Consider the following 26254-nt stretch of genomic DNA (forward strand, 5'->3'; position numbering starts at 1 on the left):
GGATCCAATGGGAAAACCTTTATTAACCGATGAAATGATTGAACGAGCGAGGCGAGGTGAGGACATTTCGAGTCCTAAAATGGTCGATGCTGAAGAGACGAAGATTATTCAGACAGACCACAGGGGATTTGGCTACGAACGTCCTATGAGAGAAAGCCGTATGGAGCGCCCGCAGGAGAGCTATTCACAGGATACCTTGCAGATCCAAGTGGAGCCCACTGTGACCAAGAGTCGTCGCATTGAAGAGCGCAAACAAAGTGTGGTCCAATCCAAACTCAATAAGATTTTGTTCTGGATCATTGTGCTCCTCATTGTTTTGATCATTGCTATTTGGCGTCTGTAAGGTCGTCACAAGGAGAGAATGGATATGAAAATTGGAATTATCGCAGCCATGCCCCAGGAGTTGAAGATCTTGGTTGAAGCCCTTGAAAATGGGGAAAAGCATCTGCGTCTTGGAAAAGTCTACTATACAGGATCGATTGGTCGCCATGAAGTCGTTTTGGTTGAAAGTGGCATCGGGAAAGTCATGTCTGCCATGAGTGTAGCGGTTCTAGCCAATGATTTCAAAGTGGAAGCTATTATCAATACCGGATCTGCAGGAGCAGTCGCACCGGGAATGGCTGTTGGGGATATTGTCCTTGCCGACAAACTGGCCTATCATGATGTGGATGTGACAGCCTTTGGCTACAAGTATGGTCAAATGGCAGGTCAACCGCTTTACTTTGAATCCAGTCGCTATTTCGTATCAGAAATGAAAAAAGTTCTGGAAGAAGAAGCTGCAACCACACATGTGGGCCTGATTACAACAGGAGATAGCTTTATCGCGAGTGAAGAAAAAGTTGCAGCGATTCGGGAGCAGTTTCCAGAAGTATTGGCAGTTGAGATGGAAGGGGCAGCCATTGCCCAAGCCGCTCATGCAGTTGGACGTCCCTTCATGGTTATTCGGGCCATGAGTGATACGGCAGATCACTCAGCCAATCTCTCTTTTGATGAATTTATCGTAGAGGCTGGTGAGCGCTCTGCTCAAACCCTGATTACCTTCTTAAAGAGATTGGTGTAAAACAAAAAATAGATAGAAGTGGGATTGGATGAATTTTTTTACAATTCGTTTTGTCCCTCTTCTTTTTTTGAAGCTGATTCTTTCAGAAATAGGGTGCTTTCATGCTATAATAAGGACTAGTAGTGTAAAGGAGAAATGATGGTTTTATCAAAGAAACGGGCACGTCATGTGATTGAAGAAATTATCGCCCTTTTTCCAGATGCTAAACCGAGTCTGGATTTTCGTAATCATTTTGAATTATTAGTGGCAGTCATGCTCTCTGCTCAGACGACTGATGCGGCTGTTAATAAAGCGACACCAGGTTTGTTTGCGGCTTTTCCAACCCCACAAGCCATGGCAGCAGCCAGTGAAGCAGCTATCGCCAAGCATATTTCTAAATTAGGTCTCTATCGAAATAAGGCCAAATTTCTCAAAAAATGTGCCCAACAATTGTTAGACAACTTTGATGGGCAAGTGCCTCAGACTCGTGAAGAGTTAGAAAGTCTAGCAGGAGTAGGGCGCAAGACAGCAAATGTTGTCATGAGTGTAGGTTTTGGTATTCCAGCTTTTGCTGTCGATACCCATGTGGAGCGGATCTGCAAGCACCATGATATTGTCAAGAAATCAGCGACGCCATTGGAAGTTGAAAAACGGGTCATGGATGTTCTGCCAAAGAGCGAATGGCTGGCGGCTCACCAAGCCATGATTTATTTTGGGCGGGCTATCTGCCATCCTAAAAATCCTGAATGTGACCAGTACCCACAACTCTATCATTTTGATTAGGAATCAGTTCCTCTGCTCGAAAGTGCAGAGGTTCTTTTTTTGTAATGAAACGTATATTTATTAAAAGTATTGAAAGGTGATATCTATGTTGGATCTGGTGGTAGGTGCCTAGACTCCTCTATCCGGCTTCTTTGAGATCGATTTCAAGATGCTTTTTCTTTATATCTTATTATATTCATTCAGAAATAACGAACTTTTTTTAAATAAATTTGGTTTTTTTTAAGAAATAGTGTATAATGGTAGAAAATCTAACATAAGGAGATAGTGATGAAAGCAAAAAAACTGTTAGCTCTTGCAGGAGTTTCTGTTGCAGGTGCCTTTCTTTTAGCAGCATGTGGCGGTGGTAGTAGCAATCAAGCAACCTACTCATTCGTCTATTCAGCAGATCCAAATACCTTGGATTACATCGCTGCAACTCGTACAACAACTTCAGATGTCACAAGTAACCTTGTAGATGGTCTTCTTGAAAACGACCGATACGGAAACTTTGTGCCAAGTCTAGCAGAAGATTGGACTGTCTCTGAAGATGGATTAACCTATACTTACAAACTTCGTAAGGATGCCAAATGGTATACGAGTGAAGGAGAAGAATATGGTGCTGTAACGGCTCAAGACTTTGTTACAGGGATCAAACACGCGGTTGAGTCTAAATCAGAAGGTCTCTTCTTGATTCAAAATTCGATCAAAGGTTTGGATGCCTACGTAAAAGGGGAAACCAAAGACTTTAACACAGTTGGAGTCAAAGCCTTAGACGACCACACCATCCAATATACTTTGGTTCGTCCAGAAAGCTTCTGGAACTCAAAAACAACCTCAGGTGTTCTTTTCCCAGTTAATGCGGATTTCTTGAAATCTCAAGGAAAAGATTTTGGTTCTTTGAAACCTAGCAGCATCTTATACAATGGTCCATATTACCTGAAATCATTGACTTCAAAATCTGAGATTGAATTGGTCAAGAACAAAGACTATTACGATGCGAAAAATGTTCATATCGACAATGTCAAATTGACCTTTAACGATGGATCAAACCCAGATTCTATCATTAAGAACTTTGAAAAAGGTCAATATTCCTTTGCATCTGTTATGCCAAACAGTTCGACTTATAAGAGTGTTAAGAAAAACTTTGGCGACAACATTGTCTACGGTTTGCAATTGGGAACATCCTACTATCTTGGATTCAACTTGGACCGTCAAAAGTATGACCACACAGCCAAAACAACGGATGAACAAAAAGCTTCTACCAAGAAAGCAATCTTGAACAAGGACTTCCGTCAAGCAGTGAACTTTGGCTTTGACCGCAAATCATATGCGGCACAAGTATCTGGATCTGATGCGGCTGAAAATACCCTTCGTAGCACTTTGGTGCCACCAACTTATGTCCAAGTCAATGGAGAAGATTTTGGCAAAGTCGTTGAAAAACAATTGGTTACCTATGGGGATCAATGGAAGGGTGTGAGCCTGGCCGATGGTCAAACGAGCCTTTACAACCCAGAAAAAGCCAAGGCTTCATTCGCGAAAGCCAAAGCTGAATTGCAAAAACAAGGAGTTCAATTCCCAATTCATTTGGACTACATTGTCAGCCAAGTGGACAACAGCATGGTCCAACAAGCTAGTTCCTTCAAACAATCTGTAGAGTCAGCGCTTGGTGCAGACAATGTCGTTGTGGACCTTCAAAAGGTATCGGATGATGATTTCCAAAATATCACCTACTTCAGCGATACAGCGGCTGCGAGAGATTACGACATCTCAGGCGGTGGTTGGGCTCCTGACTACCAAGACCCATCAACTTACCTCGAAAGTATCAGCCCAGTAAATGGTTCTGTCTTCTACTATCTTGGTATTGATGCAGGTTCAAACAATCCAGCCATTGCAACAGTTGGTTTGGATCAATACGCTAACATGTTGAAAGACGCCGATGCTGAATTGTTGGATCAAGGAAAACGCTATGAAAAATATGCAGCAGCGCAAGCATGGTTGACAGATAGCTCGATTACGCTTCCAACTGTTTCAAATGGTGGTTCTCCAATGCTTCAACGGACCGTACCATACAGCCGTGCTGCTTCATGGGTTGGTACAAAAGGAACAGGAACATTCTACAAATACCTTGAAATGTCTAAAGATGTTGTCACAACAAAAGACTTTAACAAGGCCAAAGAAGAATGGTTGAAGAAAAAAGCAGAATCCAATAAAAAAGCTCAAGAAGATCTCAAAGATCACATTGAGAAGAAAAAATAAAATAATCAATCATTGGTCTATCAATGAAGATAAAAAAGTCGGAGCCGTCATGTGAAGGCTCCGGTTTTTTTATGTCTCGAAAGTCAGTCTGTCTCATTCTTTAAGATGAAAGATAAATAAATCACCCGCTATTGAACTGTACTCACAAAAATAGATTTTTGGGTATGGCTCATAGACGGGTGATGATCATTCTATTCACTAAATCTTAAAAAATAGCCATCTGGATCTAAAACTGCAAATTCATGAGGATAGATATACTGTTCACCAACACGAAATTTTCTTTTGTTATACCCTATGCTTTTTAGTGAAAGCGTTTCCTGTTTTAATTTAAATAAACTATAAAAAATGATATAATACATGTGAGTCAACCACTTTAAGGAGAACAATCCTGATGAAAAACAAAATAATATTAAGCTCTGTAATGCTTCTATCTGCATTTATACTAGCAGCATGCGGAAACGGAGAGAAGAAAGCAGCAGAAACTACGGCTGCATCAACGACAAAAGCTCAAACAACAACTCCTGGGTCTTCTTCTGGGTCAAAAGAAATATCCCTTGCAGATACTCAACGTATCGGAAATGAAAAATTTGGTTATATCAATATCCCTAAAGATTGGGTCGTATACAATGACAAAACTCAAAGTAGCCAAACGCTCAAATATTCATCACCAGACAAACACAATGCGTTAATAATGGGCTCAAACACTAAAGATACTGTTGAACTTGGCCCCAACGAAACCTTTGACGCAGAGTTATTTGCGAACCGTTTATATAGCTCATTCGGAAAACACAAAAATCGAACTAGTATAGAAGGTGTAAAAGCTATATTTGCCGGTGGGGACGCTTTCTTAATAAAAGTAACAGTTAAAGATGGGAGTACTTTATACGTATGGGTATTCCAAAAAGGAGATAAAGTATACACAATCATAATCCAAGGTTCAGAAGATATGATTAAATCCTTAAGACCTGTTCTCGAGCAATCTTGGGGCCTAGATCCGAATACTCCGGGGAAATAATCCTTAAAAAACTAAAAGAGACTAATCAATGTGATTAGTCTCTTTCTTTTTTTGTTTCTTTTTCTACTCTAGTGATCTATTTTCTTATTCACTAAATCTTAAAAAATAGCCATCTGGATCCAGAACTGCAAATTCATGGGGATAGATATAATGATCACCAACACGAAATTTTCTTTTGGTCAAAGGACGATGAATAGGATAGTTAGACTCGATTACTTTTTGATAGAGTCTAGGGACATCTTTTATGCCGAAGGAGATATTAACTCCACGACCAAAGGGGTAGGTCAGTTCAGCTAATTCTTCAACTGTCCCCTCCTCTAGCATGAGCTGGCACTCTTCAAGAGAAAGAAAGAGGAAGTTCTCTTCTGGTCGCCCGTATTCGATGGTGAAACCCAGTAAATCACAGTAGAAGGAACGGGACTGTTCTATATTCGATACCATAAACTCGGGAATTACTGCATTGTAGTTCATAAAGAAAATCCTTATAATTTAATCTCCAAGACAATGGGTGTGTGGTCTTGGCGTGCGCCTGAGTCAATCATGTCTGACTTGGTAACCTTGTCTGCTACACGGTTACTTGTGAGCCAATAGTCGATTCTCCAGCCTGTATTGTTGATTTTTGAGGTTTTACTGCGTTGTGCCCACCAAGTGTAACGCTCCGGCACATCACCGTGGAGGTGGCGGAAGGTATCTGTAAAGCCTGCTGCTAAAAGGTTGGTAAAGCCTGCACGTTCTTCATCTGTGAAACCTGGTGAACGACGGTTGCTGGCTGGATTAGCAAGGTCGATTTCCTTGTGGGCAACGTTGTAGTCACCTGTAGCAAGGACAGGTTTTTGCTTATCAAGTTCAGCCAAGTACTCCGCATATTTGACATCCCAGACTTGACGTTCTGCTAAACGTTTGAGGCCATCACCGGCATTAGGAGTATAGACTTGTGTTACAAAGAAGCCATCAAATTCCAGGGTAATGATCCGGCCTTCCAAATCCATGGTTGAAGGAGCTCCAATTTCAGGGAAAGTCACAATTGGAGTAAGCTCTTTTTTATAGAGGAACATGGTTCCAGCATAGCCTTTGCGAGCTGGCTCTTGAGAAGAACGCCAGGTATTTTCGTAGCCAGGAAAGAGTTCCTCAAGAATTTCGAGGTGTTTTTTGGTTGGACCTTTAGCGGATAGCTTGGTTTCTTGAATAGCGATGATATCAGCATCTTCAGCTACCAAGGTTTGAAGGACTTCTTGAGAGAGTTTAGCACGTGCTGAATCGCTGGTCAATGCAGCATTAAGCGAGTCGATATTCCATGAAATGAGTTTCATTGTGTTTCCTTTTCTTGACATAATTGATAGTTTTATTATAACAAAATTTTAATGATTTTCTGATCACAATGCCTTGAAATCTCTTGTGAAATCTATTATAATAGCTTGAATTCATTTGGAGAAAGGGAGTTCATTATGAAATTTTACTCTTATGACTATGTATTGAGTCAGATTAGTCAGCAAAATTGGGTGACCATTGGGATCTCTGGTTTGCTCATTCTACTGACTGGTTTTTTTGCGGTAAAAGCCTATCGGGATAAGCGCGATAGCAAATTCCGTGAATTATCCATTATCTCGATTTTGACTCTGGTTGCAGTCGTCTTGATCGGCATCAGCAATTTCCAAAATAGCCAAAGTAATAATGACCAATTCCAACGTTCTCTGCGTTTTATTGAGGTTATCTCAAAGGAGTTGGATGTCAAAAAAGAAGATGTCTATGTCAATACTTCAGCAGCCACAGATGGGGCGATCCTGAAGGTTGGAGAGGTTTATTACCGAGCTATCGCAGGAAGTGACCCAGATAGCTACCTATTAGAAAAGATGGATCTGTATAAAACAGACGTGGAACTTGTGGAGGTGAACAAATGACAGTAGATTTTTTAGCCATTTTGATTAAATTAGCTCTCGGCTTGATTTCCTTGGTATTTGTAATCAATGTGACCGGGAAAGGAAACTTAGCACCAAGTTCTGCAGTAGACCAGATACAGAACTTTGTTCTTGGGGGAATTATTGGTGGGGTCATCTACAATAGCTCCATTACCATTCTTCAGTACATTGTGATTCTCTTGATGTGGACCATTTTGATCTTGCTCTTAAAATGGCTCAATACCAATGTCCGTTTTATGAAGCACTTGATCGATGGCAAACCAACTGTCATTATCAAAGATGGGAAGCTTGATCCGGAAACTTGCCGATCCAAGGGACTTTCTGCTTCAGACGTTGCCTTGAAATTGCGTTCACAAGGAATTTTCCAATTGAAGGGAGTGAAACGAGCTGTCATTGAACAAAACGGTCAAATGATCGTTGTCCGTGCGGGGGATGAAAATCCTAAATACCCGATCATTACTGATGGTGTGGTTCAGCTTGAAATTTTGGAAACAATTGGGAAAAGTGAAGAGTGGTTGCTGGCTGAATTGGAAAAAGAAGGCTATGACAACGTTCTGGACATTTTCATTGCCGAGTATGACAAAGGCAAGATCAATGTTGTGACCTATTAGAAGAAGGGATTGGACGAGCCTGTCCAATCTTTTTTCTTTGTAAAATTCCAGGAAAGGGCTCTTCCTTTTCTTGAGATACTCTGGGAAAAATAGTAAAATGGAAGGTAAGTGTTCATTAGAAAAGAAGGATAGAAAATTTCATGAAGAAGAAAATACGGAAGTTTGAGAATCATTCGATTACACGCAGACTCTACCTGCTGTTTAGTTTGATTTGCCTTCTTTTTTTGGTGCTGATTGCCCGACTTGGCTATATGCAGATCACTCACCAAGCCTACTATACGGATAAATTGGCAAAAGCTACGAAAAAGACGGTCAAACAAGGGAGTGTGCGAGGGCAAATCTATGATGCTTCTGGTAAGCCCTTGGTGGAAAATGTGGGAAAACAAGTCCTGACTTTTACGCGCGATCGTAAAATGACGGCCCAAGAAATGCGAGAGACAGCTGGGAAACTCCTGCAGTATGTCGACGTAGAAAATCCTCAAGTAACCGAACGGCAAGAAGTGGATTACTATCTAGCCAATACCAAGGTCTACCAAGAGGTCGTGGAACACCTGCCTGAGAAAAAGAAATTTGATACCGATGGCAACCGCCTGCCGGAAGCCAAGATTTATCAAGCGGCAGTGGATAGTATCGACCCTTCAAAACTCGGCTATACAGATGATGAGAAAAAGATTATTTATCTCTATAGCCAGATGAATGCGGTAGAGAATTTTGCGACTGGGATCATTACGACGCAGGCACTAGGAGCTGAGCAGATTGCGACCATCGCTGCGGACAGTCAGGACCTTCCGGGAATTGCCATCACGACCAGCTGGGACCGCAAGGTTTTGGATACTCCTTTAGCTTCTATCATCGGAACGGTTTCGACTGAGCAGGCAGGACTTCCAGCAGAAGAAGTCGAGGAATATGTCAAAAAAGGTTATGCCCTCAATGACCGGGTTGGAACATCTTATCTCGAAAAGGAATACGAAAACGTCCTTCAAGGAAAACGCAGTGAAAAAGAAATTCTCCTGGATAAAAATGGCAACATGGATAAAGTGGTAGACATTTCAAAAGGAGCTAAGGGAGAAAACCTCAAGCTCTCGATTGACTTGGATTTCCAAAAAGGGGTGGAAGATATTCTCCGCTCTGCCTTTAGCGCAGAGTTGCAAGCTGGAAATGCGACCTACTCCGAAGGTGTCTATGCTGTAGCCCTTGAGCCTGATACAGGGAAAGTCCTTGCCATGGCAGGGATCAAACACCAGGCTGGTAGTCAAGATTTATCAACCGATGCTTTGGGAACAGTCACCAATGTTTTCGTCCCAGGATCGGTCGTTAAAGGAGCAACCTTGACTTCAGGATGGGAAAATGGTGCCATTTCCGGCAATCAGGTACTGACCGATCAGCCCATTGTTTTTGCAGGATCAGCTCCTATCAATTCTTGGTTTACCCAATACGGCAGTCGCTCCATCAATGCAGTAGAAGCTTTGGAATATTCTTCTAATACCTACATGGTCCAGATTGCTCTTAAGATGATGGGGCAACCCTACACTCCCAATATGACCTTACAAGTGGATCAGGTGGACCCTGCTATGAAAAAATTGCGTTCTACTTTTGCAGAGTATGGTCTTGGAACATCAACGGGGATTGACCTTCCCAATGAATCGACTGGTTTTATTCCAAAAGACTACACAGTCGGCAATTATTTGACCAATGCCTTTGGCCAGTTTGACAACTATACACCGATGCAATTGGCCCAGTATGCGGCAACCGTTGCAAATGATGGGAAGAGGGTGAGTCCTCATGTCGTCGAAGGCATCTATGACAATAATGATCAAGGGGGGCTTGGTCAGTTGAAAAAAGCGATCGAAACCAAGGAGCTCAATCAGGTCCATATCTCAGCGGAGGACATGGCTTTGATCAAGCAAGGGTTCTACCAAGTTGCAAATGGTACGAGTGGGTTAACGACAGGAAAGACTGTGGGTCGAGGTGCTAGTGTGCCCATTAGTGCAAAGACCGGTACAGCTGAAACCACAGTCGATGGAGGCAAACAAGCCATTAATACCAATGTGGTGGCTTATGCACCGTCAAACAATCCAAAGATTGCGGTAGCAGTGGTTTTTCCACATAATACCAATCTACAAGCGACGGTCAGTCATTCCATTACGCGTGACATTATTAACTTATACAATCAGAAACACCCCATGAATTAGAAAGGAAACTATGCTTTATCCAGCACCTATTGCAAAATTAATTGACAGCTATTCGAAGTTACCAGGAATTGGGATCAAAACAGCGACTCGTCTGGCTTTTTACACCATTGGTATGTCAGATGATGATGTCAATGAATTTGCCAAAAACTTACTGAATGCCAAGCGTGAGCTAGGGTATTGCAGTATTTGTGGCAATTTAACCGATGAAGAAACCTGTGAGATTTGTCGAGATGAAACGCGGGATCCATCCCTCATTCTTGTTGTAGAAGATAGCAGGGATGTATCTGCTATGGAAAATATCCAGGAGTACCACGGTCGCTACCATGTCTTGCATGGCTTGATCTCGCCCATGAATGGCGTGGGACCCGATGACATCAATCTCAAGAGTTTGATTAGTCGCTTGATGGATGGAACAGTCACAGAGGTCATTGTTGCGACCAATGCGACGGCAGATGGGGAAGCGACATCTATGTATATCTCGCGCGTGCTCAAGCCAGCAGGGATCAAAGTGACCCGTTTGGCACGGGGGCTAGCAGTTGGAGCCGATATCGAGTATGCGGACGAAGTGACCTTGCTTCGCGCGATTGAAAATCGGACAGAATTATAAGAGAAGTTCTTTCGAAAGGGCTATCATTGTGGTATACTATCAAGTAAGAAATCAAGGGAACAATTAGGGAGAAACTATGAGTAAACAAGACTTAATCCTGTTGTATGGTGGACGTAGTGCAGAGCGTGAAGTATCTGTTCTTTCAGCAGAAAGCGTGATGCGCGCGATTGATTACCAAGCATTTTCGGTTCAAACCTACTTTATTACGCAGTCAGGAGACTTCATCCAGACGCAAGCTTTTGAAGAGAAACCAGCGGATGATGAGAAATTGATGACCAATGAGACAGTGGACTGGTCTAAAAAAGTGGCTCCATCTGCGATTTACAAGGAAGGAGCAGTGGTCTTTCCAGTTCTTCATGGACCGATGGGAGAAGATGGTTCCATTCAAGGCTTCTTAGAAGTCTTGAAGATGCCTTATGTTGGCTGTGGTATCCTAGCTTCCAGTGTGGCGATGGACAAGATCACGACCAAACGGGTCTTAGAGTCTGCAGGAATTCCGCAAGTTCCTTATGTAGCTGTAGTGGAAGGCGATGACGTGGATGAGAAAATTGCTGCAATTGAAGCGACTCTCTCTTATCCTGTCTTTACCAAACCATCCAATATGGGTTCAAGCGTAGGGATTTCAAAATCTGAAAACCAAACAGAACTTCGGGCTGCTCTCGAATTGGCCTTCAAATACGATAGCCGTGTCTTAGTAGAGCAAGGAGTCAATGCGCGTGAGATTGAAGTTGGACTGCTTGGAAACTATGATGTGAAGAGCACCTTGCCAGGTGAAGTTGTGAAAGATGTGGCCTTCTATGATTATGATGCTAAATACATCGACAACAAAATTACCATGGCGATTCCGGCTCAATTGGACCCTGAGGTTGTGAAAACCATGCGGACCAACGCAGAAAAAGCCTTTCGTGCGATCGGTGGTCTAGGTTTAGCGCGTTGTGATTTCTTCTATACCGATAAAGGAGAGATCTTCTTAAACGAACTCAATACCATGCCAGGATTTACCCAATGGTCTATGTATCCCTTGCTTTGGGACAATATGGGACTTAACTATACAGATTTGATTACCAAGTTAGTAGAACTTGGAAAAGAAGTCTTCCAAAAACACGAAGCGCATTTGTTGTAAGAAAAGAGAGAGTGGGACAAAAATCGGTAATTCGTTAGAATTCGATTTCGTCGTCCCACCTCCGCACAGTTGAGTAGGGCTGTAAAAGCTGATGAAATCCGCGTAGTAGAGCCCACTCAACCACTGCGTCTTGCTCGACAATCCAAAAACAATCAAGAGGCTAGGACTTCTGTCCCAGCCACTTTTTTTGTGGTCTAGAATATGGTATAATGAGAAGAATTTGATAGGAGTGTCCAAATCTTAGAGGACGCTACGGAGAACTGAGGAGTCGGATATGAATCTCACATTACATGAAGTTGCTCATCTAGTACATGCAAAAAATGATATCAGCCAATTTGAAGATGTGGCCCTCGTCAAGCCGGAATTTGACAGCCGTTTGATTGGGCCTGGAGACCTGTTTGTTCCTTTAAAGGGAGCGCGTGATGGTCATGACTTTATTGAGACTGCTTTTGAAAACGGAGCCGTAGCCACTTTTTCAGAGAAAGTGATCGAAGGCCACCCTTATATTTTGGTGGAAGATGTATTGAACTCTTTTCAAACCCTGGCTGCAGCCTATCTTCAAAAGACAAAAGTGGATGTTTTTGCAGTAACGGGGTCAAATGGTAAAACAACTACAAAAGATATGTTGGCACAGCTTTTGTCCACCACCTACCTGACCTATAAAACACAGGGAAACTATAATAATGAAATTGGTCTTCCTTATACGGTTCTCCATATGCCAGAAGGGACAGACAAACTCGTCCTTGAAATGGGGCAAGACCATCTAGGAGATATCCATCTCTTGTCAGAACTGGCGCATCCCAAGGCTGCTATTGTCACATTAATTGGGGAAGCCCATTTGGAATTTTTCAAAGATCGAAGCGAGATCGCAAAAGGAAAACTCCAAATTGCGGATGGCATGCCAGAAGGTGGCCTTCTGGTGGTTCCAGCTGATCCGATCGTGAATGCCTACCTCCCTGAAAAACAAAAAGTGGTCCGCTTTGGTCCAGACGAGGAGATTTTTATTACCGAGTTAATCGAGCGAAAGGATAGCTTAACTTTCCGAGCGAATTTCTTAGAAGAAGCGATTGATCTTCCAGTAACAGGAAAATACAATGCGACCAATGCCATGATTGCAGCTTATGTTGCCCTGCAAGAAGGGGTGAGTGAAGCTGCGATTCGTGACAGTTTTGAAACCTTGCAATTGACGCGCAACCGCACAGAATGGAAGAAGGCCAGTAACGGAGCGGATATCCTATCCGATGTCTACAATGCTAATCCGACGGCTATGCGCCTAATCTTAGAAACCTTCTCAACTATTCCTGCCAATCCAAATGGTCGAAAATTAGCTGTCCTGGCGGATATGAAAGAACTAGGGGAGCAATCCATTGATCTGCACAACCAAATGATTCTCAGCCTCTCGCCAGATGTCTTGGATACGGTTATTTTCTACGGCCAAGACATTGCGGGATTGGCTCAGTTAGCGAGTCAGATGTTCCCACTCGGACATGTCTATTATTTCAAGAAAACAGCTGAGGAAGACCAGTTTGAGGACATGGTCAAACAAGTCAAGGAAAGCTTGAAAGAGCAAGACCAAATCCTTATCAAGGGAAGCAATTCCATAAATCTAGCCAAATTGGTAGAGGAGTTGGAGAATGGTAAGTAATAATGTACTGAAGGACATTCAGCGCTTGATTTCAATCACCAATACAGGCTTAGCCTTCTCAAAAGATCCATTTGATCAAGAGCGCTACCAGGATATTCGTGAAATTTTACAGGATCTTGTGAGAGAAACGACTGATCTGAATTCACAAGAATTATCAGATTTGTTTCGACCGACAAACTATTATGACACCCCCTTAATTGATGTTAGGGCTTGGATTGTCAAAGATAGAAAACTTTGTCTGGTGAAAGGTCAGGGAGAAGAGACCTGGGCTTTGCCGGGTGGTTTTGGTGAGGTTGGCTATTCTCCTAAAGAAAATATTTTAAAGGAAGTTCAAGAAGAAACGGGCTATGTAGCACGTGTCAATCGGTTGTTGGCAGTATTTGATACCAATCGCTACCAATTGCAAAGCCGCCAATATGTGAAATTGGTATTTGAATGTGAATTGCTGGATGGAAGTTTTCAACAGAATCAGGAAATTTCCGATCTTGCCTTTTTTGAGAGAGAAAAAATGCCTGCTCTTTCTACCAAGCGCAATACAGAAGAACAATTGAACTTCCTTTGGGAGGTTTATGATGGGAAACGAGATTTGTATTGTGATTAAAAACGATCTATAAATTAAAGGGATATAAAAATGACACTTTGGGATTTATTGTTTACGAACCAAAAATCAGCCCCGCCTGAGTTTGGACTCTGGTATTTCATTTTGCCAGCTTCTTTGTTGGTGGTTGGCTACTTTTCTATTAAATATGCGCAGTCGAAAAGCTACCAACGCTTTTGGTACTGGGCACAATTGATTCAAGTCTTGACTATCAATGCTTGGTATATTCTCGCCCACATGCCTTTGACAGATAATTTGCCTTTTTATCATTGTCGCTTGGCCATGCTTGCAATCCTCTTTGCCCCGAGAGGAACCTATATCAAGCAATATTTTGCTCTCTTGGGAGTTTTGGGATCGATTGCGGCCTTGGTTTATCCGGCCTTTGACCCCTTCCCATTCCCCCATATTACTGTGCTCAATCTGATTTTTAGTCACTGGGCCTTGTTTGCCAATAGTTTGATTTACCTGCAAGATTTTTATCAGTCGGAAAAGCAAGACAGCCTACGAATTGTTAAGATCACCTTTGGCATGAATGCCGTCATCTTTTTGGTCAACCTTTTGACCAGTGGAGATTACGGCTTCTTAAAGCGTCCACCAATCATTGGAGACCACGGTGCTCTCTTGAACTACCTCTTGGTCAGCATTGTGATGGTGGCAGGTATTTGCTTGGTCAATCAACGCTATAAATACAAATACAAGATGGTCGAAGAGAGTATCGTTTCGCGTTCAGAATAAAAAGAGCAGATAAGGGAAAGAAATCATGACACTTTGGGACTTATTTTTCACCAGTCAACCAACGGCCCCTCCTCAATTAGGAGTCTGGTATTTCTTATTGCCGACTTCATTGGTAGTAGTGGGAGTTCTGTCCATTCGATTTGCTCACTCTAAAGCCTACCAAAACTTTTGGTATTGGGGGCAGTTGATCCAGTTGCTCATTATCAATGCTTGGTATCTAGCAGCTCGCTTGCCTTTTTCAGAGAGTCTTCCTTTCTATCATAGCCGGATGGCCATGTGGATTATCCTTTTGGCCCCCAAGGGAAGCTTCAAGCAATATTTTGCCCTCGTGGGAGTCTTTGGCTCCATTATGGCCTTGCTTCATCCCGTCTTTTATCCCTACCCTTTTCCTCACGTATCCTCGATCAACAATGTCTTTGGTCACTGGGCTCTCTTGGCCAACTGTTTGATCTATCTGGTTCAATCCTACCAGGTGGAAGAGGGGGCTGTTTGGAAAATCTGTCAGATGACTGTTGGGGTCAATGCTATTATTCAGCTTGCTAATCTCGCAACAGGTGGAAACTACGGCTTTATGCGTTGCCCACCTGTGATCGGTGACCATGGCCTTGTGCTCAACTATTTGATCGTGACAGTTCTCATGACGGGGACACTGATTTTTATCAATACGATTGTTCAGTACAGTAAGAAAAGAAGAATACCTAAATCTGTTTAAATAAGGAGATTTTATGCATCATTTTTTCACTACAGAATCAACAGCACCACCAGCAATCTCAGCACTTTGGTATAGTGTGATGGTCTTGTTCGTTGTGACAGCGATTATGATGTCACTTCGCTATTATCAGAATGAGCAATTTCGCAAATGCTTTCAATACTTACAAGGCTTCCAGTTAATTTGCTTGTATCTTTGGTATTTTGCCTACCACATTCCTTGGTCCAATAGCTTACCATTTTATCATTGCCGCTTGGCCATGTTTGCAGTCTTGTTTTTACCAGACCGATGGAAAAGCAAACAGTTCTTTGCCTTGATGGGAGTTAGTGGAGCCATCTTTGCCTTGGGCTATCCAGTCTTTGATCCCTATACTTTCCCTCATATTACAAGTTTTTCTTTCCTCCTCGGACATTACTGTCTCCTCATCAATTCCTTGATTTATCTTTTGAGATGGTATGATCGAAACCTCTTAAAAAATAGTCAGATTGTTCTCTATACCTTTGCCTTAGATTTATTCATGGTTGGAGTCAACCAATTGACGGGAGGAAATTACGGCTTGATGGCCCGACCTCCGATTATGAGAGGGGATAAGGTGTGGCTCAACTATCTGGTTGTATCCAGTATTTTAGCCCTTGCTTTATTACTCTTTAATCAGTTCTTCAGTCGCAGAAGTGAGCGGGTGAAAGTGAGAAAATAAATATGATTGAATTAGACTAGAATCTACGGATTTTAGTTTTTCTTTTTGCTCTCAAAGAAGAATCATCGTTGAAAAAAGTGCCTATTTTCGCTATAATAGGACAGATAGAGAAATTGAGGAGAAATCCGATGTAGAGATGAATTTGTAAATTTATCAAAAAATAAGAAGAGAAAGAATTAGGAACATGAACGTACAAGAAGAAATTAAAAAACGCCGTACTTTTGCCATCATCTCCCACCCGGATGCTGGTAAAACGACGATTACTGAGCAGTTGCTCTACTTTGGGGGAGAGATTCGGGAAGCCGGTACTGTCAAAGGGAAGAAAACAGGAAACTTTGCCAAATCCGACTGGATGGACATCGAGAAACAACGTGGGATTTCGGTAACCTCATCTGTCATGCAGTTTGACTACGATGGCAAGCGCGTAAATATCCTAGATACCCCAGGGCACGAGGACTTCTCTGAAGATACTTACCGGACCTTGATGGCGGTGGATGCGGCGGTTATGGTGGTAGACTCTGCTAAAGGGATCGAGGCTCAAACCAAGAAACTGTTTGAGGTTGTCAAACACCGTGGCATTCCAGTCTTTACCTTTATGAACAAGCTGGACCGTGATGGACGTGAGCCACTGGACCTCTTGCAAGAATTGGAAGAAGTCTTGGGCATCGCAAGTTACCCAATGAACTGGCCGATCGGGATGGGGAAAGCCTTTGAAGGGCTTTACGACCTCTATAATCAACGCTTGGAACTCTACAAAGGGGATGAACGTTTTGCCAGTCTAGAAGATGGAGACAAGCTCTTTGCCAACAATCCATTCTACGAGCAGGTGAAAGACGATATCGAACTCTTGCAAGAAGCCGGAAATGAATTTTCAGAAGAAGCTATCCTTGCGGGTGAATTAACACCAGTCTTCTTTGGATCCGCTTTGACGAACTTTGGTGTACAGACTTTCTTGGAAACCTTCCTCAAGTTTGCTCCAGAACCACATGGCCACAAGAAGACCGATGGAGAAATGGTCGATCCTTACGATAAGGATTTCTCAGGCTTTGTCTTTAAAATCCAAGCCAATATGGACCCTCGTCACCGCGACCGGATCGCCTTTGTGCGGATCGTATCGGGTGAATTTGAGCGTGGGATGAGCGTCAACCTGCCTCGTACTGGTAAGGGTGCTAAGTTATCTAACGTGACTCAATTTATGGCCGAAAGCCGTGAAAATGTCAGCAATGCTGTAGCAGGAGACATCATCGGGGTCTATGATACTGGTACTTATCAGGTTGGAGATACGCTGACAGTTGGTAAAAACAAGTTCGAATTTGAACCACTGCCAACCTTTACGCCTGAAATCTTCATGAAAGTGTCAGCCAAGAACGTCATGAAGCAAAAATCCTTCCACAAAGGGATTGAGCAATTGGTGCAAGAAGGAGCTATTCAGCTCTATACCAACTACCAAACAGGTGAATACATGCTTGGTGCCGTTGGTCAATTGCAGTTTGAAGTCTTTAAGCACCGGATGGAAAATGAATACAATGCCGAAGTGGTCATGAGCCCAATGGGTAAAAAGACAGTTCGCTGGATCAAACCAGAAGACTTAGATGAGCGCATGTCTTCAAGCCGAAATATCTTGGCCAAGGACCGCTTTGACCAACCTGTCTTCCTCTTTGAAAACGACTTTGCCCTCCGCTGGTTTGCGGATAAGTATCCAGACGTTGAGCTGGAAGAAAAGATGGGGTAAGGAATTTTTCAAAACTGATCCATAACAAAAAAATAAGAAAACGAAAATCTATCCGTTTTCGCTTATAAAGGAGAAATGATGGGATTATTAAGTGGTTTGATGGGCAATGCCTCTCAAAAAAATGTTGATAAAGTAGAAAGAGATCTGGAAGATATCTTGGTGCCGGGAGAGCAAGTCACACTTGCTTTTAGCTTGATTCGTGATTTAATCGTCTTTACAGAGTTTCGTTTGATCTTGGTGGATAAGCAAGGAGTAACAGGAAAGAAAACGTCCTACAAATCCCTTCCTTATCGCTCGATCTCTCGATTTTCAGTCGAAACTTCCGGTCATTTTGATTTGGATGCCGAATTAAAAATCTGGGTCTCTTCTGCAGTCGAGCCTTCAGAAGTTTTACAATTCAAGAGTGACAGCAGCGTCATTGAAATCCAGCAAGCATTAGCCAGTGCAGTTTTTAAATAAAAATATCATTTTGATAGAGAACAGTTGAGAAAGGAGACGGAATGTTTATCGAAAAACAATTGGGTCAAGATCGGAAATGGATCAATATCGACTCGGATATGATTGCTGAAAACTCATATCTTTATAAAAAATACGAGATTGACAAAGAAACCATTGAGTACGCGATGGATAAGAACGAACGTGCCCATATGGATTATAATCGAGAAAACGGTACGATCACATTTATCTACAATGTATTGGATTTAGAAAAGGACAAGGAATACTACGAAACCATCCCTATGACCTTTATCGTTCAAGATACGCGACTCGTGACCATCAGTAACCAGGACAATGCCTATATCATTGAACAAATGGTTCGCTATTTGGAAAGCCATGGGGAGTTGTCGATCTATAAGTTGCTTTTTGCAGGTCTTGAAATGATCAGTAATGCTTATTATCCGATTATTGATCGCTTAGATAAGCACAAGGATGAACTCAATCGTTTGCTTCGAAAGACAACGACGACCAAGAATCTTTATGCCCTGTCTGACCTTGAGACCGGTATGGTGTATCTGGTCGCAGCAGCCAAGCAGAATCGGATGTTGCTAGAACATATTAAAGCGCATGCCATTTATCGCAGGATGAATGATGTTGAAAAAGAGCAGTTTGATGATGCCATGATCGAAGCGCGTCAGTTGGCTTCGATGACTGAGTTGATTTCCAATGTCTTGCAACAGTTGTCAGGATCTTACAACAATATCCTAAACAACAACTTGAATGACAACTTGACAACCCTAACCATCTTTGAAGCCTTGTTGGCGGTTTTAGCCGTTATCACCGGTTTCTTTGGAATGAATATCCCTCTTCCGATGACAAAGGATCCCAATGCTTGGATTTATGTATCCGTATGTAGCTTTATATTATGGCTCATTTTGGGAAAGGTTATGCGGTGGATTGTGAAACAAAGATAAAAAAGAGGCTTGGAGAAATCCGAGCCTCTTCGTATCTAGAATAATCTGAGAAATAGGAACCATCTAGACACCTGCCCTCCTCTCCAAAGAAGGGGCAGTGTGAATAGTTCATTGACTGTACAAAATCTTCTTGGAAATAGTAGGAGTAGATTTAATAGTACTGAGTGGTTCTAAATAAATCAGAACTTAGAATAAATCGTTGAATCAGATAAAATGATCCTATTTCTTTATACAGAAATATTTTAGATACTAACTGTATTATACATATTTATTTGTAAAAACGCAAGAACTACCAAAAAAAGTTTTTCCGAAGTTTTTATACTCCTATTTAAAGGGATTCTTGAACGGTGTCAGAAGAAAGTCAGCTAAATCTAGGGGAAACTGCCCTCTTGACTATTTTCAAGTTTTTAAAAATTTTTCCTAAAAAATAAAATTATTCTCCTTTGACTATCATTTGGTCGTCCATTGTGTTATACTAGATAAGTTGCAAACTTGTATGAGAGAAATGCTGGTGAGATGGAACAATTAGAAAAGGAATGTTGGTCAATCTCCCACAAGGAGGATCTTGGTGTCTTTTCGTTTGGAAAACGACTTTAATCAACCAAATCCGCTAGTGCGAAAACATTTTTCGCAGAAGGGAATTCCATAAAAAAACGATTGGGTTTTCCTTTAGATGAGTCTTGCGACAGGTAACCGGGAAGGAGACTTCCTATGCAATCAGTGCGTTTTCGCATTGAAAAGAAGTGTGATAAAGTGGCTTCGCACCACTTTTTAGAAAGAAGAAAGAATTGAAATTCAATGAATTTAACTTATCTGCTGAATTATTAGCAGAAATTGAAAAAGCTGGCTTTGTAGAAGCGAGCCCGATCCAGGAACAAACCATTCCTTTAGCCCTTGAAGGCAAAGATGTTATAGGTCAAGCGCAAACAGGGACCGGTAAAACGGCTGCTTTCGGTCTTCCAACTTTGGAGAAGATTGATGTCGATAACACAGTAATTCAAGCCCTTGTTATTGCCCCAACGCGTGAATTGGCGGTTCAAAGTCAGGAAGAACTCTTCCGCTTTGGACGTAGTAAGGGTGTCAAAGTTCGCTCTGTCTATGGTGGATCGAGCATTGAAAAGCAAATCAAAGCCTTGAAGTCAGGCGCTCACATCGTTGTGGGAACACCTGGCCGTTTGCTTGATTTGATCAAGCGCAAGGCCTTGAAACTCGATCATATTGAAACCTTGATCTTGGATGAAGCAGATGAAATGCTCAACATGGGCTTTTTGGAAGATATCGAAGCTATCATTAGCCGTGTTCCAGAAACACGTCAAACCTTGCTCTTTTCAGCAACGATGCCAGAAGCCATCAAACGCATTGGTGTTCAGTTTATGCAAGAGCCCGAACACGTTAAGATCGCAGCCAAAGAATTGACTACCGACTTGGTCGATCAATACTATATTCGTGTCAAAGAAGGCGAAAAGTTTGATACCATGACTCGATTGATGGATGTCGAGCAACCGGAGCTTGCCATTGTCTTTGGTCGGACTAAACGCCGGGTCGATGAATTGACGCGTGGCTTGAAGATCCGTGGTTTCCGAGCAGAAGGGATTCACGGAGATTTGGATCAAAACAAACGTCTTCGTGTACTTCGTGACTTTAAAAATGGGAACTTGGACGTCTTGGTGGCAACGGACGTTGCGGCGCGTGGTTTGGACATTTCAGGTGTGACCCATGTCTACAACTACGATATTCCACAAGATCCAGAAAGCTATGTTCACCGGATCGGACGGACAGGTCGTGCTGGGAAAACAGGGCAATCCATTACCTTTGTTTCGCCAAATGAAATGGGCTATTTGCAAATCATTGAGAACTTGACTAAAAAGCGGATGAAGGGAATGAAACCTGCAACAGCAGCAGAAGCCTTCCAAGCGAAAAAACAAGTAGCGCTGAAGAAAATTGAGCGAGACTTTGAGGATGAAAAAATCCGAACTAACTTCGAGAAGTTTGGTAAGGATGCTCGCAAATTGGCTGCAGAATTCACTCCTGAAGAATTGGCTATGTATATCTTAAGCTTGACCGTTCAAGATCCAGATAGTCTTCCAGAAGTTGAAATTGCGCGTGAAAAACCATTGCCATTTAAACCATCCGGTGGTGGCTTTGGTGGGAAAGGCAAAGGGGGCCGTGGAAATGGCCATCGTGGAGACCAACGCCGTGATCGAAATCGCAGAGATGACCGTGAAGGTGGACGCCGTGATTTCAAACGCAAGTCCAATAAAAATAGTCGAGACTTTGAGGGCAAAGGTAATAAACGTCCTCATCGCACTTCCAATGAAAAGAAAAATGGCTTTGTCATCCGCAACAAAGGGGATAAATAAGTCCTAAAGACGGTCTAGCAATAGGCCGTCTTTTTAATGAAAATCAAAAATACAAGGGTTAACTAGCTGTTAACCCTTGTATATTTATAAGGAGACCTAAATGATAACTGACTCTTTTAGAAAAAATGTATCATGATAAGGAGCATCCTAAAAAAGTCAGAAAACAGAAAGAACGGATTCCTAAAACGGAATGTTTCTGTTAACATATTAAGTTTACAATTATTTCTGAGCTTTGTCAAGGTTTTTTTCTTATATTTTTAAAAATTTTTAACTAAAAAGATAAAAATTGACAATCTCTTCTAAAAGGTTATAATGAATATAATAACTATACTAATTAAAAAGAGGTGTCGCCCATGGTGATTGCATTAAAAAATGATGATCTAGAAGTACAATTTAAGACATTTGGTGGGGAATTGAGCTCCATTCGAAGTAAGGAAGGCATAGAATATCTCTGGCAGGGAGATCCAGAGTATTGGTCAGGACAAGCGCCGGTTCTGTTTCCGATTTGCGGGAGTGTTCGTAATGGCCAAGTGCAGTATCATCTAAAAGATGGAGTGAAGACAGGCCAGCTTCCAAGACACGGCCTCATTCGCAAGAGAGAGTTTGAACTCAAAGAACAAACAGACCATCGTCTTGTCTTTGAAATCACCTCTAACGACGAGAGCTTACAAAATTATCCCTACCATTTTCGAGTGGAAATCGATTATGAATTGAAAGGGAAAGAGATCACCATCACCTATCGCGTGCAAAATTTAGAGTCAGATCAAGTCATGCCTTATTTCATTGGAGGGCATCCAGCCTTTCGTTGTCCCCTTTTAACAGATGAAGACTATGAAGACTACGAGTTGATTTTTGAAAAAGAAGAAAGTTGTAGCGTTCCTCTCTTGTTCACAGAAACCGGTTTGATTGATCGCCTGCAGCGGACGCCATTTTTAGACCATAGTCGTAGGCTACCTTTGCGCCATGAACTGTTTGAAAAAGACGCCATTATTTTAGATCAATTAGCCTCTAAATCTGTGCAGCTCCTCTCGAAAAAATCTGGTAAAGGTTTGGAATTTGCCTTTGCAGATTTTGAGAATCTCGTCCTTTGGTCTACCAATAACAAGGGGCCTTTCATTGCCTTAGAGCCTTGGACGGGTATTTCCACATCTGCAGAAGAGGGCGATTTCTTCGAAGATAAAAAAGGTGTGATCCAGTTGGCTCCTCAAGAAACACGGAGTCACCAGTACCGTATCACCATTTTGTAAATGAAAAACCGTTGGACTATGGAGTCCGACGGTTCTTTTTGATATAGTTTAGCTTAGCTTGGCGTGATTTCTTTTTAAAGAGAGCCTCGGCAGACATAGCAGAGGGTTTATCTGGATAGGATTCTTGGTAGAGAAGTTTAACGGGGAGGCGAGCCCGTGTGTATTTGGCACCTTTTCCAGCATTGTGCGTCTTTAGGCGTTTTTCGACATCTGTGGTGTAGCCAGTGTAGAGGGAGCCATCCGCACACTCTAGGACATACATGTAAGCCTTAGTTTCCATAGTAAATCTCATGAATCTCGTCTGTATAGCTGCCGTCTTCATTGTGAATAAAGAGGGGCGGCAGAATTTTTAAACCGTCCAGTGAGCCATCCTTGATCGCCTCAATCAACAACATATTCGCCTCTTTGGTCACTTTGGGATAGACAAACTGGATCCGCTTAGGTGCAAGATTGTAACGCTTCATGGTTTCGATGATATCCAAGAAGCGATCTGGACGATGGACCATCGCTAGTCGACCATTTGATTTGAGAACCCGCTGGGCCACATGGCAAATCTCATCTAAATTGGTCGTAATTTCATGCCGAGCTAAGAGGTAGTGTTCACTCTCATTGAGATTGGAATGCTCATCCACCTTGAAATAAGGAGGATTGCAGAGGATAATATCCACCTTACTGCCCTTAATATGTTGAGGCAAATGCTTGAGGTCATCGGTGATCATGGACATTTGCTGGTTCAAGTCATTGAGGGCAATGGAGCGGGTAGCCATATCCGCTAGACGTTCCTGAATTTCGACACCAATGATCTGAGCCTCTGTCCGAGTGCTTGCAAAGAGTCCCACAGCCCCATTTCCAGCGCAGAGATCTACGATCAAGCCTCGCTTGGGCAATTTTGGAAAGCGCGAGAGCAGGACGCTATCCACGGAGTAACTAAAGACTTCCCGATTTTGTATAATTTTCACATCACTTGAAAAGAGTTGATTGACGCGCTCGCCGTCTTTTAATTCGATATCTGTCATGGCTCTATTATAGCATGAAAAGAGGCTTGGGGAAAGATCGATAGAACATAAAAAGAGGCTGGAACAAAAGTCCTAGCCTCTCAATTATTTTTGGATTGTCGATCAAGACGCAGTGGTTGAGTGGGCTCTACTACGCTGATTTCATCAGCTTTTACAGCCCTACTCAACTGTGCGGAGGTGGGGCGACGAAATCGAATTCTAACGAATTACCGATTTCTGTCCCACTCTCTTTTTTAATCAAATTCATATTTTTGTAGAATCGTTGTGAGGATAAAGACTCCTGTAAAGATGGCCATCAACGCCAGATAAACTGGGAAAGTAGTGGCTGTAAGGAGGGAAATCTCGATCAAGTTTTTCAATACGACCGCAGATGCGTAGAATCCTACAACAGAGAAGAGGATGAGGAGGGCTCGCCAGATATTTAGTGGAAGGCAAGCACGGATGACAGATAGGAAACCGATGGATCCAAGTAAGTAATAGGATACAGTAGACATATCGGCTGCAGACCAACCATGGCTTGCTCCCCAAAGGCGAATGAACAAGACGCTAAAGACGACCATCAAGGCGCTTGGTAAGGCTAACAGAAGGGAACGTCTTAAGAAGTGTTTTTCAACCGGTTTGATATTGCGTTCAAAGGTCAACACAAATGGTGGGAATCCTTCGACGAATTGGTCAATTAAGGTGATTTGAATAGGGATGAATGGAAAAATCAGCAAATAATTGACGTTGAAGAAAAGGGCACTGGCGATACAGATAATAGCCAAGAGGAAGGAATAGATCGTTTTGATGAAGAAAATCGGAGCGATTCGCCCAATGTTATTGACCACACGACGACCTTCGAATAGAATTTCTGGAACATCATTAAAGTCAGAGTTCAAAAGAACAATATTTGCAATTTGACGGGTTGCAGGATCTCCTTCAGCCATTACGATGGAGCAGTCTGCTTCACGAAGAGCAAGGATATCATTGACTCCATCTCCTGTCATAGCAGTCGTCCGACCAGCTGCTTTCAAGGTTTGGATGAGCAGTTTTTTCTGGTGAGGAGACACGCGCCCAAAGATAGCTGTTTCTTCTGCTTGATCCACTAATTGATCATCAGAAATTTTGGAACAATCGACGTAGTTCTCATAATTTTTGAAGCCAGCTTGTTGAGCGATATAAGAGACTGTTACAGGGTTGTCACCGGATATGATTTTAAGATCCACTCCTTGAGAGCGCAAATACTCAAGGGTATCAGAAGCCCCTTCACGAATGGGGTCCGTAATCTCAATAACGGCAATCCCTTCAAGATTTTCAGGCAGTTTCAATTCCTGCATGCTGATCCGTTCTGAACTGTGGGCTAAGACCAGAACGCGCGATCCACGGCCTTGTGCTTCGACGACAGCAGTTGGATTTTCTTGCAGGAGCATTTCAGGAGCACCGAGAAAGACAGTGCCAAGATTGGAGAGGTGCATGGCTCCCCATTTCCGATCGCTTGAGAAAGGAATAATGTTTTCTGCAGTATAAGCATGCTCCAACTCCCCATAAGCCTTGCGAATAGCTTGAGCAGTAGGATTGGTGTCCTCACTATTTTGCATGTAAGCAGAGAGGATGACCTGGATCGTTTCCTCAGAAAAATGCTCGGATAAGCTATGGAGAGCTTCGACTGTCATCTTTCCTTGAGTGATGGTCCCGGTCTTATCTAGACACAAGGTATCCACACGCGCCAGGGTTTCCACTGAGTACATTTCTTGAACAAGAACCTTGCGCATGCCGAGCTTAATGACAGCTGTCAAGAGAGAAGTAACTGTCAGTAGCGCAATTCCTTTTGGCAACATTCCCAAGAGAGCTGTGGAAGAATTCACGACAGAATCCTTGATCGGTAGCATCTTGATCAACAATGCTTCAAAGAAGAGGGCAAGGCCAAATGGGATGATAATTTTACCAGTGAAGCTAGAGATTTTCGCTAAATTATAGAGAATACGCGAATTGATAGGCTTCAAGGTTTTGGCTTCCATCATCAGTTTGTTGGCATAGTTGTTTGCCCCAACTCGCTTGACACGGGCATAGACTTGACCACTGGCAATATAACTACCAGAAAGCAGTTCATCACCAACTTCTTTTAAAACCAGGTCACTCTCACCAGTCAGCATAGCCTCATTAGCTTCTGCAATACCGGACATGACTTCAGCATCACTAGGGATCTGCTCGCCCGAAGATAAGAGCATTAAATCACCCAGAACAAGCTTTTCTGGTGGAATCGCATCTTTTTCCCCGTCTCGAATGACAGTCACTAGCTCACGACTCATGAGGTTGAGCTTATCAATCATCCGCTTGGCGCGCATCTCGGTCATGATCCCTGTAATGGCATTGAAGCAGATGACTGCGAAAAAGATCATATTGCTCCAGGCCTGTACAGCAGCCAAGGCCACGGCAATCACAAAGTTTAAGGTATTAAACAAGGTGAAGACGTTGCGCTTGATAATTTGCCAGGTACTGGTACTTGTATTCGTTGTAAAATCATTGGTTTGTCCGCGATCCATTTTCTTACGGACTTCACTGAGGGACAAGCCCTTTAAATCAATAGTTTCCATAGACAATATGAT

General features: G+C 42.6%; 25 protein-coding genes and 1 pseudogene. 20 read left to right on the forward strand and 6 right to left on the reverse strand.

Annotated features, from left to right (window positions below):
- The first annotated feature begins 7 nt into the window (after positions 1-7).
- The 4 genes from macP (at position 8) to QM870_RS02185 (ending at position 4057) form a co-directional block, all read left to right on the forward strand.
- Positions 8-343, forward strand: coding sequence for a cell wall synthase accessory phosphoprotein MacP (gene macP / locus QM870_RS02170; RefSeq protein ID WP_070673816.1), 336 nt, complete (start codon positions 8-10; stop codon positions 341-343).
- A 24-nt stretch (positions 344-367) separates the two neighbouring features.
- Positions 368-1060 carry a 5'-methylthioadenosine/adenosylhomocysteine nucleosidase gene (locus QM870_RS02175; RefSeq protein ID WP_070673982.1) on the forward strand — a complete coding sequence of 231 codons (693 nt, stop codon included), beginning with the start codon at positions 368-370 and terminating at the stop codon, positions 1058-1060.
- 138 nt (positions 1061-1198) lie between these two features.
- Positions 1199-1822 carry an endonuclease III gene (gene nth, locus QM870_RS02180; protein ID WP_049506625.1) on the forward strand — a complete coding sequence of 208 codons (624 nt, stop codon included), beginning with the start codon at positions 1199-1201 and terminating at the stop codon, positions 1820-1822.
- Between the two features lie 267 nt (positions 1823-2089).
- Positions 2090-4057, forward strand: a complete 1968-nt coding sequence (locus tag QM870_RS02185) for a peptide ABC transporter substrate-binding protein (RefSeq protein ID WP_070666322.1) — start codon at positions 2090-2092, stop codon at positions 4055-4057.
- A gap of 191 nt (positions 4058-4248) precedes the next feature.
- Here QM870_RS02185 and QM870_RS02190 read toward each other — a convergent pair.
- Positions 4249-4341 (reverse strand): annotated as a pseudogene (locus QM870_RS02190) (bleomycin resistance protein); the annotation flags it as partial.
- 107 nt (positions 4342-4448) lie between these two features.
- On the opposite strand from QM870_RS02190, the gene QM870_RS02195 reads away from it, so the two are divergent.
- Positions 4449-5072: a hypothetical protein gene (locus QM870_RS02195; RefSeq protein WP_414368407.1), complete on the forward strand. Its 624-nt coding sequence runs from the start codon at positions 4449-4451 to the stop codon at positions 5070-5072.
- Between the two features lie 84 nt (positions 5073-5156).
- Here the strand turns inward: QM870_RS02195 and QM870_RS02200 are convergent, their stop codons facing one another.
- Together QM870_RS02200 and QM870_RS02205 are read right to left on the reverse strand one after the other, a co-directional pair.
- Positions 5157-5543, reverse strand: a complete 387-nt coding sequence (locus tag QM870_RS02200; protein ID WP_414368409.1) for a bleomycin resistance protein — start codon at positions 5541-5543, stop codon at positions 5157-5159.
- 11 nt (positions 5544-5554) lie between these two features.
- Positions 5555-6382: an exodeoxyribonuclease III gene (locus tag QM870_RS02205; protein WP_414368411.1), complete on the reverse strand. Its 828-nt coding sequence runs from the start codon at positions 6380-6382 to the stop codon at positions 5555-5557.
- Positions 6383-6517: 135 nt separating this feature from the next.
- On the opposite strand from QM870_RS02205, the gene QM870_RS02210 reads away from it, so the two are divergent.
- From QM870_RS02210 to QM870_RS02280, 15 genes are all read left to right on the forward strand, one after another.
- The gene (locus tag QM870_RS02210) at positions 6518-6970 is read left to right on the forward strand and encodes a DUF3290 family protein (protein ID WP_371605299.1); all 453 of its coding nucleotides are present in this window, start codon (positions 6518-6520) and stop codon (positions 6968-6970) included.
- Positions 6967-7599 carry a DUF421 domain-containing protein gene (locus tag QM870_RS02215; protein ID WP_414368413.1) on the forward strand — a complete coding sequence of 211 codons (633 nt, stop codon included), beginning with the start codon at positions 6967-6969 and terminating at the stop codon, positions 7597-7599. The genes QM870_RS02210 and QM870_RS02215 overlap by 4 nt, the downstream gene beginning before the upstream one ends.
- A 140-nt stretch (positions 7600-7739) precedes the next feature.
- A complete protein-coding gene (pbp2b, locus tag QM870_RS02220) occupies positions 7740-9791 on the forward strand; it encodes a penicillin-binding protein PBP2B (RefSeq protein ID WP_414368416.1) in 2052 nt (683 codons plus the stop codon).
- A 10-nt stretch (positions 9792-9801) separates the two neighbouring features.
- Entirely contained in the window at positions 9802-10398 is a 597-nt protein-coding gene (recR, locus tag QM870_RS02225; RefSeq protein WP_003002450.1) for a recombination mediator RecR, read from the forward strand.
- A 76-nt stretch (positions 10399-10474) separates the two neighbouring features.
- A complete protein-coding gene (locus QM870_RS02230) occupies positions 10475-11521 on the forward strand; it encodes a D-alanine--D-alanine ligase (RefSeq protein ID WP_155168902.1) in 1047 nt (348 codons plus the stop codon).
- Positions 11522-11795: 274 nt separating this feature from the next.
- Complete coding sequence (locus QM870_RS02235) at positions 11796-13166, forward strand: UDP-N-acetylmuramoyl-tripeptide--D-alanyl-D-alanine ligase (protein ID WP_414368419.1); 1371 nt, start codon at positions 11796-11798, stop codon at positions 13164-13166.
- Positions 13156-13767 (forward strand): NUDIX hydrolase, encoded by a 612-nt coding sequence (locus QM870_RS02240; RefSeq protein WP_414368421.1) that lies wholly within the window; start codon positions 13156-13158, stop codon positions 13765-13767. The genes QM870_RS02235 and QM870_RS02240 overlap by 11 nt, the downstream gene beginning before the upstream one ends.
- 30 nt (positions 13768-13797) lie before the next feature.
- The gene (locus tag QM870_RS02245) at positions 13798-14499 is read left to right on the forward strand and encodes a YwaF family protein (RefSeq protein ID WP_070505821.1); all 702 of its coding nucleotides are present in this window, start codon (positions 13798-13800) and stop codon (positions 14497-14499) included.
- A gap of 25 nt (positions 14500-14524) precedes the next feature.
- Complete coding sequence (locus QM870_RS02250) at positions 14525-15211, forward strand: YwaF family protein (protein ID WP_201036881.1); 687 nt, start codon at positions 14525-14527, stop codon at positions 15209-15211.
- 13 nt (positions 15212-15224) lie between these two features.
- Entirely contained in the window at positions 15225-15905 is a 681-nt protein-coding gene (locus tag QM870_RS02255) for a YwaF family protein (RefSeq protein WP_155125608.1), read from the forward strand.
- A 184-nt stretch (positions 15906-16089) separates the two neighbouring features.
- Complete coding sequence (locus tag QM870_RS02260) at positions 16090-17637, forward strand: peptide chain release factor 3 (RefSeq protein ID WP_003012237.1); 1548 nt, start codon at positions 16090-16092, stop codon at positions 17635-17637.
- A 78-nt stretch (positions 17638-17715) separates the two neighbouring features.
- Complete coding sequence (locus tag QM870_RS02265; protein WP_004219989.1) at positions 17716-18096, forward strand: PH domain-containing protein; 381 nt, start codon at positions 17716-17718, stop codon at positions 18094-18096.
- Positions 18097-18137: 41 nt separating this feature from the next.
- Positions 18138-19046, forward strand: coding sequence for a magnesium transporter CorA family protein (locus tag QM870_RS02270; protein WP_003006305.1), 909 nt, complete (start codon positions 18138-18140; stop codon positions 19044-19046).
- A gap of 788 nt (positions 19047-19834) precedes the next feature.
- Positions 19835-21406 (forward strand): DEAD/DEAH box helicase, encoded by a 1572-nt coding sequence (locus tag QM870_RS02275; RefSeq protein ID WP_414368424.1) that lies wholly within the window; start codon positions 19835-19837, stop codon positions 21404-21406.
- A 353-nt stretch (positions 21407-21759) separates the two neighbouring features.
- On the forward strand, positions 21760-22653 hold the full coding sequence (locus QM870_RS02280; RefSeq protein WP_414368427.1) for an aldose 1-epimerase family protein: 894 nt from the start codon (positions 21760-21762) through the stop codon (positions 22651-22653).
- Positions 22654-22669: 16 nt separating this feature from the next.
- On the opposite strand, the gene QM870_RS02285 is transcribed toward QM870_RS02280, so the two are convergent.
- The 3 genes from QM870_RS02285 to QM870_RS02295 form a co-directional block, all read right to left on the reverse strand.
- Positions 22670-22933, reverse strand: coding sequence for a GIY-YIG nuclease family protein (locus QM870_RS02285; protein ID WP_004219743.1), 264 nt, complete (start codon positions 22931-22933; stop codon positions 22670-22672).
- Positions 22923-23669, reverse strand: coding sequence for a tRNA1(Val) (adenine(37)-N6)-methyltransferase (locus tag QM870_RS02290; RefSeq protein ID WP_023917633.1), 747 nt, complete (start codon positions 23667-23669; stop codon positions 22923-22925). Before QM870_RS02290 ends, QM870_RS02285 begins: the two co-directional genes overlap by 11 nt.
- Before the next feature lie 233 nt (positions 23670-23902).
- Positions 23903-26242 carry a cation-translocating P-type ATPase gene (locus QM870_RS02295; RefSeq protein ID WP_414368431.1) on the reverse strand — a complete coding sequence of 780 codons (2340 nt, stop codon included), beginning with the start codon at positions 26240-26242 and terminating at the stop codon, positions 23903-23905.
- Positions 26243-26254: the final 12 nt, after the last annotated feature.

Origin of the sequence: Streptococcus parasanguinis (assembly GCF_047463195.1) — a bacterium.
Lineage (GTDB): Bacteria > Bacillota > Bacilli > Lactobacillales > Streptococcaceae > Streptococcus > Streptococcus parasanguinis_R.